We start from the raw sequence: 12,118 nt of genomic DNA on the forward strand, positions 1-12,118 counted from the left end.
TTATGCGTTTCCCCCACTTACTTTACCTTATTTCGCTACTGTATTTCACTTCTTGTGAGGAAAAATCCGAAGAAAAAGTAAGCAATGGGACTTCATCAAAACCTAATATCGTTTTGATTTTTGCCGATGACATGGCGTATGGTGACTTAGGAGTGTATGGAGCTACAGCATGGGAAACACCAAATCTCGACCAAATGGCTGCGGATGGTGTTCGGTTTACCCAATTTTATGTGCCACACGCCGTTTGCTCCGCATCTAGAGCAGCACTTCTGACAGGAACATACTCAAATAGGTTGGAGATTTTCGGAGCTCTAGACCATACCGCAACGCATGGTTTGAACCCTGACGAAATGACCATTGCCGGGATGCTCAAGACAAATGGCTATGCTACAGGGATGGTTGGGAAATGGCATTTAGGACATCAAGCACCTTTCCTCCCTACAGAACAGGGGTTTGATTCGTATTATGGACTTCCATACTCAAACGACATGTGGCCACATCACCCTGAAGCCAAAGGCTATTACCCTCCGCTTCCCTTATACAGAGACACTGCTGTGATCGACACACTTGACGATCAAAGTTTGCTTACTACTCACTATACGGAAGAGGCAATCAAGTTCATAGAGGAAAGTAAGGATACCCCTTTCTTCTTGTACTTGGCGCATAGTATGCCCCATGTCCCACTTTTTGTTTCTGATAAATTCAAAGGGAAATCCAAGCAGGGGCTTTACGGTGATGTGATGATGGAAATTGACTGGTCAGTTGGTCAAATAAGAAGGAAACTAGAACAACTGGGGCTGGCAGATAACACCATTATAATCTTCACCTCTGACAATGGCCCTTGGCTTTCTTACGGAGGACACGCCGGCTTAACAGGCGGCCTGAGAGAAGGAAAAGGGACATCCTGGGATGGTGGAATCCGCGAACCGGGCATCTTTGTTTGGCCCAATCATTTCCCGGCAGGAAAAGTAGAAGAACAAGCAGCTATGACTATCGATATTCTTCCTACGTTAGCTGAGATTACCGGAGCTAAACTCCCTGAGTTACCAATCGACGGCAGGAGTATTCTATCTATTCTGGAAGGTAATGAAATGGAATCAAAACCCTACTTCGCCTACTATAACACAAATGAACTACAAGCTGTAATCTATGGACAATGGAAGCTTGTACTACCACATTCCTACCGGAGTATCCCAGAGGGAACAACTAGGAGAAATGACGGGATTCCCGTAAAATACCACATGCTGAAGCTGGAAAACACAGCACTTTTTGACCTCAAAAATGATCCCAATGAAACGACTGACGTATCTACTAGCCATCCGGAAATTTTGGCCAAATTGAATCAATTTGCAGATGAGGCCAGAGCAGATATGGGAGACGCCTTGACCAAATCTGAAGGAACAGGATTAAGAAAAGCTGGAAGAGTTGAATAAAATCAATCGATTTTATTCAACTCTTCCCTGCCAATCCACTTCAATAGTAAAAGGGCTCAATAATTCATCCAACAAAACTGAAACTTGCTCTCTATTCAGTTTGGTTTCACTTGTAAATTCACCTGACACCCCTCTCCGTTCCCACGCTTGAGCTATAACCGCTAAAGGAGCATTTGGCCGAATAATTTCTATAAAATTCTGAAATCTACCTCCAGTCAAATACGCACCGGAAGCTCCCCAAAAATCGGTTAAACTTGGATATATTGACTTCAATCCGTCCATCAATTCGTATTCAGTTACTAATCTATCCGGATAAAACCATGTTTGATTTGCCCAAAGATACGGCACTCCCTCACCTTTGAAGATCCCTGTAGCTCCGATTCTTTGCATTGCAGCAAAATGCTTGTCATCCGGATTCATATCCACAAAAGGCATGATATAAGCTCTCTGATCCAACAAAAGCTGTTGCACTTCACGAATGGAAATATCTTCCAAGTCCTTCTTTTCTCTGACGGCTACTGCAGCCAATACTCCCGCAGCCTGCCCAATTCCCAATACTACGGGTTGAAGTCTGGTGGCACCATTCACAATATTAGATACAGAAATACTTTTCTCTGCGAGGATCAAACCTGGATGATCCTTCGCAATCAGGGCTCCCAATGGCAAATTATAAGAAGGGACACGAATCTTGATAAAGTCTATTGCCGGAGCTTCTAAGTTTTTTTTATGATGATGATCAATTGTATAATCTCCTACTGCAATTCCCGTTTTGTAAAGTGGACTGGGAGCATTATAAGGTGTTTGTAAATAAGGCAATGTGAAATCTGCCAGACCGACATATCTCCTAGATTCACGATGGTAAGGAATCATAGGCAATCCGTCTGCTGTAGGATACTCATTTTCTGCTATCCCCAAATGCTGATAGCCTAGCTCATGTTGGATGTAATAGGTAAACCTCAGGCTTGCTTGCTTTGCTGCTTCCAAAGCTTCTATCCTTTCCTCAGGATTCATCTCTACTATGTTTAGATAATAATCATTTCCGCAATTCGGCCAATTGATCATATATTTACCATTTGGAAGCTTGCCATAGTCAAGCATCTTCTCACAGTCCAAAGTAGGAGCATTATCAGATATGGGATCAGCATGCGCGCAGGCACAGGCGAATTCTTCCGGATCATAATTGGAAGGCTTGGGAATAGTTTTATCCGCACCCACTCCATAATCCTGAAGTGTCACCACATAAGTCAGATCTTGGATGATATCATTGCTTTCCTCCGGCGCAAATTCCTCTCCGATTTCATTCCTGGCATCCATTCCCAATCTATAGGATAGCTGACGGGCAGCAGCTACATCTCCAAGTTCGGTAGCATCTATCACTATAGGCGCAGTCACTTCATTGACTTGACCATATTTGGTATACGAGACCAACCAACCTTCCTCACCATAATCCGCTGTTATCCAATCGCTTTCAAAGGAAACCGTCAACTTATCTACTGGCTTAGCCATTTCCTGAAGAATTTGATTCCCTACTTTGGGCTCGAAAAGCGTGTTACTCACCCAGCCGGTAGCCAGATTCTCAGATCCTCCATAATACTCTTCCAATTTTGATTTGAATTCTCCCCAAATTCCTGAGGGAAGCTTATGGTTCCCATCTATGGCTGATACACCCGCAGAAGTCAGCATCCCTCCCAACCAAGTTGTAGGCTCAATAATCAATGTCTTGGTCCCTAATCTACCGGCTGTAATTCCCGCGGCGGTCCCACTTGCTCCGCCACCAATTATGATCAGGTCATATTTCTCCTGAGCATAAATGGAGGATGACAAAGCGCAAAGAAGTATGGCTACAGCGGTTGTTTTTAATTTAGACATCTTCATAAATCACTTTCCACAAAAGGCAAACAAGCTCCAATCAATGCTGCACGTTCTCCCAAGGCAGAAATATTAATGGGAACAGGGTAGCCCATAGTTTCCAAATAGGCTCTGGTCGTAGGTAGATAATGGGCTCCTGCCAAACTGATTTTACCTCCCAGGACAACTCCTTCAGAATGCAGTCGGATTAAATATGGAAACAAAAATTCACCAAGAGCTCTTCCGAATGTCTCAAATACTTTGATGGCAACTTCCGAATCAAAATCAGAAGAAAGTAAATCCTTCGCTCCCGAAATCTCAACTCCAAATTGTTCCAGTGCATATTTTTTAAACCAGACAGTTCCCAGATAATCCTCAGCAATTCCGTCTCGAAATGGTGCTGTCCAGAGCTTCGCGTCTTTGACCACCTCATGGACTTTAATGGCAGACCCAAGTCCTGTGCCTAAAGTGATCCCTACTGAGTTTTGAAATTCCTTGCCTGCTCCGGCATAGCTTTCTCCAACCAAAAAAGCTTCCGCATCGTTGGTGAATGCCAAGTGAGACGACGGCAAGCCTAGGCTTTCTGCCAATAAATCCTTAACAGATAGCTGATACAGGGAAGCCATTTTCCCCTGATCCTTAATCAGAGAAATTCCATTTTCATAATCGTAGGGACCCGGCATGGCAATTCCTACTTTATAGTTTACAGATTCTCCCGCAGCTTTTCTTATGACCTCCGCCCAAGCCGAAATGATGCTTTCTTGGTCTCCGAATGTATCTACATCAGCTTCCTCAAAGCAATTAAAAGATGCTACCCGCCCCCTCAACGTCACTTTTGCCGCTGAGATATGCGAACCTCCAATATCTACTCCAATGAGTTCCATAGTCAATCTTCTAAGCTCAAAGAAAATGGTTTAGCACTTTCTGACACTCCTCTTGACCTGTTTGGCTCAGCATCCATTTCAAAACTTAGCTTTGCTCCCTTTTTTAGCTCTAAATAATTCAGGTAGTTTTTGTCGTACGGTTTGCCATCCCAGGTCATGGACTTAATATAGCTGTGATCCGGCGAATTATTGGGAGCGGAGATTTCAATTGCATTCCCGTTTGCGAGATGGATTTTAGCTTCCTTAAACAAAGGGGCTCCCAAAACATACTCATCCGCAGCAGGAGTGACCGGATAAAAACCCAAAGCCGAGAAGACATACCATGCAGAAGTTTGTCCATTGTCTTCATCTCCACAATATCCATCAGGTGTAGGACGGTACATTCTGTCCATCGTCTCCCTCACCCAGTATTGTGCTTTCCAAGGCTGAAGTGCATGATTGTACAAGTAAATCATGTGTTGGATAGGTTGATTTCCATGAGCATACTGGCCCATCTGAGCCACTTGCATTTCTCTGATTTCATGGATCACAAAGCCATAGTAGCTTTCTTCAAAAGTAGGCGCACTTGTAAAGACCCCATCCAGTTTATCTACAAAAGCCTTTTCTCCTCCCATCAGATCAATCAAGCCCTGTATATCCTGAAATACCGACCAAGTATAATGCATGGAATTTCCCTCGGTAAAAGCATCTCCCCATTTGAGCGGATCAAAAGGAGATTGGAATGACCCATCCTCATTTTTGCCACGCATCCAGCCGGACTCTTTATCAAACAGCTTTTTGTAATTCATGGCTCTTGACTTATACAAGTCAAGTTCTGACTGAGGCTTATTCAGTTTTTTGGCCAACTGATAAATGGTAAAATCATCGTAAGAATATTCCAGCGTGCGGGCAGCATTTTCGTTGATCTTCACATCGTAAGGTACGTAGCCCAATCTTTTGTAATATTCTACTCCTGCCCTTCCTACAGCTGTCAAAGGTCCTGCATTGTTTGCCCCATGGATCAGTGCTTCATACAGTATCTCTATATCGTATTCAAAATCCTCTCCTATTTTCAAATAGGCATCAGCAACCACGGAAGCAGAATTGTTCCCAACCATCACGTTTCTTAGTCCGGGACTGCCCCACTCCGGAAGCCAGCCCCCTTCTTTATAGGTATTTGCCAAGCCTGCCTGAATTTCTGCGTTTACATCCGGGTAAACCAGAGTTAACAAAGGAAATAAGGCTCTAAAAGTATCCCAAAACCCTGTATCCGTATACATGTATCCGCTTTCCACTTTTCCATTATATGGACTGTAATGCACCACTTCCCCGTCTGCATTGATCTCATAGAATTTCCTTGGAAACAGTAGGGAACGGTACAAACTGGTATAGAACATTTCGAGCTGGGCGACCGAACCTCCTCCAACTTCTATCTTACCCAACTGCTCATTCCAGGCATCTCTACCTTCACTACGGAGAGATTCAAAATCCCCGGAACCCAATTCCTTCAAATTCAGAAGTGCCTGCTTAGGGCTTATAAAAGAAGAAGCTACTTTCACCTTTACTTGAAAAGCGGCTGATTTCTTTCCAAAACCAATCAATACCCCTACGTGATTTGCATTTACCGTCAGTTCTCCACTTGTCTGCGTGTCTGCTATAGTTTGTGCTAAAGTGAAATCCTCATCAAACTCCAAAACAAAGTAATTCTTGAAATTATCAGGGACACCACCTGAATTCTTGGTAGAGTAGCCTGTAATTCTTCTGTTTTCAGGATCAATGGTGACCTCAGATCCGTTATCGAAAGCATCCAAAACAAATGAAGCCTCTTGGTCTGCCGGATATGTTATTCTAAAAAGTACGGCTCTCTCCGTGGGCGTAAGTTCCACATTGATGTGATGATCTGCGAGGTAAACCTGATAGTAATTTGGTTCAGCAGTTTCCGCTTTGTGGGAAAACCAAGATGCTCTTTCATCCTGATCAAAAACCGGTGCACCTGTCATCGGCATAATAGAAAACTGGCCATAATCATTCATCCATGGTGAAGGCTGATGTGTTTGTTTGAATCCGCGGATTTTTTCAGCTCCATAACTGTACATCCAGCCATCTCCCATCTTTCCGGTTTGTGGGGACCAGAAATTCATCCCCCATGGCAAGGCTATGGCAGGATAGGTATTTCCGTTGGAAAATTCCGGTCTGGAGTCTGTTCCCACCAATGGTAGGGCATAGTCCACTAATTCCCGTGATTCTATGGCTGTGATTTTTTGGGCAAAAAGCCCCAATTGAACGCACAGTAAAAGTGCGAGAATAGCAATAATAGGTTTCATCAAAGAGGGTATTAATTCGGCCCAAATTTACAAATCAATTTTTAGAGTCTAGGGTAGAATTCAACCGGCGGTAATCAATTATATGTAGCTTTTATCCCGGTGACTCTGGAAAACTTCCTCTATCCCAGAGTCAGTACTAATCGATAGCAAAAATTGTTGAAAGTCCGGATTTACCGAATGCTTAACAATTCGAATCAAGGAGTTAAACCCGGATTTTGCATTAGGTTTCGTTAAGAGGCCATTAATTACAATAAAATCAGGCTGTTTGGAGACTGAGGCATAGCACCGCTATGGTGAAGTCGAAAACTGCAACACAGTGACTGATTTTGAAGCAATTATTGGGCGCAATAGAAATGCTAATGCATGATGCGGGTTAAACATTTGAAAAATGGAAATAAAAAAATAGAGGCTTTGAATTGAATCAAAGCCTCTATCAGAAAATTACACCTTACTAAACTCAGGGATTAATTTCCAGCGTCCCACCATACATTGTTAATCCAAGTATCGCCTCCCATGTTCGAAATTGCATTAGCCAATCCTTGGGGATTAGTAGTGCTTTCCGATGCAGGGTAAAGTTGTCTTCTTGGAATTTGTCCCGATGAGAAATTGCCTGAATAATTCACAGGAGTCAACTCAGGATAGCCTGATCTCTTCCAGTTGTTCCAAGATTCTACGAAGTTTGCCAAGATTCCGGTGGTTGCCCAAATTTGCTCATTGATCATTTTCAGTGAAGCTTCAGAACTACTGATATCCAAAGGATTGTCCGCAACAAAAGCAGAAGCCGTGGAAGCCGGAACAGTTGCCCCTCCGAATTTGCCAATAGTCGCCAATGCGCCTTCTAATCCGGCAGCATAATATTCAGAAGCAGTACCCGGCACTGTATATCCTCTTGCAGCAGCATCGGCCAACAAAAATTGAATCTCCGCATACGTCAAAATAAATACAGGTGCATCCCTATCTCTGTAGATTGCAGTGGGTCTGGAATACTTTCCAATTGGTGCAACATCACTCCCAGTTCCAGTTGGCCCAGGGTAATTAGGTTCATTGCTGACATCTGTACTTCTACCGCTCAAATCGTATCCGTTGGGTAATCCTATTTGAATACTAGGATCATTGTTCCCTGCTGCTGTACTTCTGTTGGCAACCAAACCCGCAGCCGGTACTTCGGCGATTATGGATAGTCTAGGATCACTGTTGGATTTAAGAAAATCTACAAGTTTTTTAGACCAACGTACTTCATAAACATCATCTGTGACGTTTAACGCATTAGCACTGGAATTGGAATATCCGTTAGCATCGTCAGAGATCAATGCAGCCTCATCATCTACGGAAGAGAAGACACCGCCTGCAATCGCTTTTTGTACATAAGACTGAGCCGTAGACGGATCTACCTCCACCAATCTCATTGCCATACGCAACATAATAGAATATCCCAGTTTTCTCCATTTTGTCAAATCTCCTCCATAAAGCACATCGTTTTTAATTTCATCCCCGGAATCATTGATGGAAGAAAGTGCGCCTTCAAGATCTGAAAGCATAGCCAAATATGCTTCTGACTGAGAATCATATTTTGGTTGGGTAATTCCCGCTTCAGCCTGTAATGCTTCAGAATACGGGATATCCCCATAAATATCAGATACAAATGAAAGAGTAAGTACTTTCCAGATTTCTCCTACTGCCACTAAATTGGTTAACCCTTTTGATTCTGCCAGTGCCTGCATTTGATATACTCGGGAGGCCGCAGAATAGCCATCATTCCAGACGCTTTGTATATAACTGTTTGTACTCCCAGATGCTACATATTTATCTGCATTGGAATAATAGTTAGCTCCTCCGGTAGAAGTAGAAGCCATCAGCTGTACCCACATACTTTGAAACAAAATTGCTCCAGTATAGCCGGTCATCATGTTTCCGTAGTTATAAGAAACTGTAGGAAGGATCAAATTTGGGTCAAACACCTCACCGTCAGCTCGGTTTGGATCGGTATTGATGTCTGCAAAATCCCCATCACAGCCGGACACCGCCAGCATAACGCCTGTAAGAAATATGCTTATATATTTTTTCATATTAGTTCAATTTGAAGTTAAGGTTAAACCCAAAAGATCTAGTGCTAGGCAAGTTACCACCTTCGATTCCTGTGTAATTGATATTAGAACCAAAACTTGCTTCTGGATCAATGTTCTTAGCTTTACGCATTAGAATTGCAAGATTTCTACCTACCAAAGAGACATCAAGGCCTTTTAGAATAGGCATGTTTCCAAACCATTTTGCAGGGAAGGAATATCCTAAAGTCAATTGCCGCAATTTGATAAAATCGCCGTCAACGACACTTGTTCTGGTGATATTTTGGGCTAAAGCCTGATAGTATTCCTGAGCCGGAGCAGTTACACCACCGTTAGTTACGCCCTCTTCCCTGCCTTCAAGAGTTATTTGATTAAGCCCTCTGAATGTCGAATAGAACTCAGTGGCAGATAAGACTTTGTTACCGTAGTTATAATCAATCAAGAAAGAGAATGTAACTCCCTTGTAATTGAATTCGTTATTCCAACCACCATATAATGTAGGCAAAACAGTCCCCATATTAATCAATTCTCCCCTAACAGGTAAACCTGCTTCATCCACTTGGATAGAGCCGTCTGCATTATATGCATAATCGTATGCTCTGATCTGAGGACCGGCTTCGCCTACCACGTAGGCTGTCACAGCATTTCCCAACGTTGCTCTGTTCTGCCCAAGATTTACCGGGTTATTGTTGTTATCAGTACTAAGTACTTCATTTTTCACTTTAGACAAGTTAAAGGACGATTTCCAAGTAAAGTTGGTCGTTTGTACCGGCGTACCGGTTACTAAAACTTCCAATCCCTTATTGCTGGTAGAACCTGTCGCAACAACAGCACTGTTAAAACCGGATGTAATGCTGTAATTGGCATTCATGATTTCATTGTGCGTTTCTTTTTCGTAATAGGCAATATCAAACCCTAATCTGTTATTAAAGAAACTTAGATCTAGTCCAAATTCAACCTCACTTGTAGTAAACGGTTTCAGGTTCAAATTAGGCAAAGATGTAGGGGAAGAACCTGCAGGAATTCCATTATATGAATTTGCGGAATTGTAATAAAAAGTACTTTGATACGCATTAAAGGGCTCGCCGCTAGTTACTGCATAAGATGCTCTCAGCTTTCCAAAGTCCAGGGCAGGGATGTCAATCAACTGATCGAACACAAATGCAGCAGCTACAGAAGGTGAGAAAATGCTGTTGTTGTCAGTCGGCAATGTACTATAGACATCATATCTACCTGTCGTAGTTAAGGTCAGAATATTATCGTATCCAATCCCAACAGAATAATACGCTGACTGAACTTCACGCTCATTGAATTCGTACGATCTTGAGAATGTTTCTACATTGAATGGAGAATACAAGTACGGTAATACGAAACGGCTTCCTCCTACACCAACTGATTCAAACTTATTGTTTCTCATATTCGCACCAGCCAAAACATCCAAGTTTAGCTTATCAGTCAAATCAAAGGCACCTCCCAAAATCGCATCAATGTTCATTTCGGATCTTTGAGATTGGCCCCGGCCACTTAGATTACCTGTCAAATCCGCTGTATAAGCCAAACCATAGGGCTCAACACTGTAGAAATCATCGCTAGAGGCATCATTCCCCAACCTTACCATAGCAAAAATATCCTTGGTGAAGCTATACTTCGTGGAGATAGCTGATATGGTTCGTTTTCTACCCACATCATTTATGCCTTGATTCACTACAAAGTAAGGGTTGGTCACGTAGATATCATCACTAAATACTGTCTCTGCACCAGTCTCTGAATTAAACCCAGGCGCGAAAATACTCTGACTGATATTTGGAGCAAGAAGCAAGAAATTATTTGGATTTTGCGGTCCATCACTTAGACGTGGAATATTGTTTGTTTTTTGGTCTATATAATTGACCATCGCAGTCACGTTTAATTTATCCGTGATATTTTGTTCAACATTCAAATTGATAGTTAGACGGTCTACCCCACTGTTAGGTACAATTGATTTAGCATCAAGATTGGAAACAGACATCCTGAATGAACCATCCTCACCCAATCCTTTTGATACAGAAACTGTATTGGTGAAATTAGATCCAGTTCTGTAAAAATCAATGTACCTGTCGCTTGAAGGAGAGTAAGGATATTGGTTCCCGTCAAATCCGATAACTGGAGTTCCATCCATTCTGGATCCCCAGGATAGCCTACCGGTAGATTGGGCATCCGTAGCAGTCGTTGGTCTCACTCCACCAACACCCTGACCATACACATTTTGAAAATCAGTAAAATCCACAGCATTTTCAGCCATGTAATTCATCGTATAGTTTAATGACCAGTCCCCGCCTTTAGCCCCTTTTTTAGTTGTGATCAGAATCACACCATTTGAAGCACGTGAACCGTACAAAGCAGAAGCAGCCTGTCCTTTCAAAACCGTCATGGTCTCAATATCATCAGGACTCAGGTTACCAATACCGTCGCCACTATCACCACCGCCCCATTCACCGGCAGCACCTCTTTGGCTGTTATCCATAGGAATGCCATTAATCACATACAAAGGAGATCCCGTTCCACTGATGCTTGGAAGACCCCTCAAGGTAATCTTAGAGGTTCCTCCAGGGCCACTGTTGGTGCCTTTCACTACCAGTCCCGCAACACGTCCAGCCAAGGAGTTCGCAACGTTGGTTTCACGAGCAGTAGTAAGGGACTCACTTCCTACTTGGGTAACAGAATAACCCAATGTCTCCTTCTCTTTACTAATACCCAATGCGGTCACAACCACCTCGGATAATTCACTGGCATCTTCACTCAACAACACGTTTAGTTCAGACTGATTGCCTACAGGGATTTCTTGTGAAGCATAGCCGATAAACGAAAAAACCAATATAGAATTGGTGCCTACAGAGATCGAGTACTCACCATCTATATTGGTGGTAGTACCAGCCTTTGTACTCTTATCAAGGATTGTGACTCCCGGCATTGGTAAGCCATCCGGTGCAGCGGTCACCACTCCTTTCAATATTCGCTGCTGTGCCTGTATCGAGACTGATAGCCCCAACACCATGACCATAACGAAAGCAATTGATAAAACTCTTTTCATAGTAGGTGATTTGAGATTTGTAATACTAATAATAACTTAACGCAAGGCGCCTTCCTCAGATTCTTATGTGGAATCTTGGGTAATGGTTGATTCATACTAGTGTGGAATTAGGGTTCAGAATAAAATCCTTGATAGCAAACACCCCGTAAGTAACATTTTCAAACATCACTGTACAAGATGCTTATCATACCCTAAAGCTAGAAAAAACATATTTCTATCAAAACATGTTTAAGTATTTTTTTTTAAAAACTTATGATCTTAATATATTTTTTTTATTAAGTAAAAACAAACAGGGTTCATTTTGCGTTATTAACGCTAAATCTCCTATAAATTTGGAAAATGTGGGTCAGGAAAAAATATCCGTAATAGTCTCTTTTTCCAAACCTTTTTTAAGAAAAGTATTGATTGGATTTGTCAAGAGTATAGTACGCAATGTCCCTTTCGAGATGTTTTGCAAGCAACTGAGTGTGCTTAGCTTAGTCAGAATAAAAAAACAGAGGCTTTGAATCTGATCAAA

General features: G+C 42.4%; 6 protein-coding genes. 1 reads left to right on the forward strand and 5 read right to left on the reverse strand.

Annotation, left to right across the window (positions count from 1 at the left end):
- Nucleotides 1-2: 2 nt before the first annotated feature.
- The gene (locus tag ID165_RS12925) at nt 3-1,433 is read left to right on the forward strand and encodes a sulfatase (RefSeq protein ID WP_192085248.1); all 1,431 of its coding nucleotides are present in this window, start codon (nt 3-5) and stop codon (nt 1,431-1,433) included.
- A gap of 12 nt (nt 1,434-1,445) precedes the next feature.
- Here the strand turns inward: ID165_RS12925 and ID165_RS12930 are convergent, their stop codons facing one another.
- The 5 genes from ID165_RS12930 to ID165_RS12950 all read right to left on the reverse strand — a co-directional run bounded on the left by ID165_RS12930 (nt 1,446) and on the right by ID165_RS12950 (nt 11,601).
- Nucleotides 1,446-3,302, reverse strand: coding sequence for an FAD-dependent oxidoreductase (locus ID165_RS12930; RefSeq protein ID WP_192085250.1), 1,857 nt, complete (start codon nt 3,300-3,302; stop codon nt 1,446-1,448).
- 2 nt (nt 3,303-3,304) lie between these two features.
- Nucleotides 3,305-4,165, reverse strand: a complete 861-nt coding sequence (locus tag ID165_RS12935; protein ID WP_192085253.1) for an ROK family protein — start codon at nt 4,163-4,165, stop codon at nt 3,305-3,307.
- 2 nt (nt 4,166-4,167) lie between these two features.
- Complete coding sequence (locus ID165_RS12940; RefSeq protein WP_192085255.1) at nt 4,168-6,468, reverse strand: GH92 family glycosyl hydrolase; 2,301 nt, start codon at nt 6,466-6,468, stop codon at nt 4,168-4,170.
- A gap of 464 nt (nt 6,469-6,932) precedes the next feature.
- Nucleotides 6,933-8,534 carry a SusD/RagB family nutrient-binding outer membrane lipoprotein gene (locus ID165_RS12945; protein ID WP_192085257.1) on the reverse strand — a complete coding sequence of 534 codons (1,602 nt, stop codon included), beginning with the start codon at nt 8,532-8,534 and terminating at the stop codon, nt 6,933-6,935.
- A gap of 1 nt (nt 8,535) precedes the next feature.
- Nucleotides 8,536-11,601 carry a SusC/RagA family TonB-linked outer membrane protein gene (locus tag ID165_RS12950; protein ID WP_192085259.1) on the reverse strand — a complete coding sequence of 1,022 codons (3,066 nt, stop codon included), beginning with the start codon at nt 11,599-11,601 and terminating at the stop codon, nt 8,536-8,538.
- Between the last annotated feature and the right edge of the window lie 517 nt (nt 11,602-12,118).

Source organism: Algoriphagus sp. Y33, from assembly GCF_014838715.1.
Lineage (GTDB): Bacteria > Bacteroidota > Bacteroidia > Cytophagales > Cyclobacteriaceae > Algoriphagus.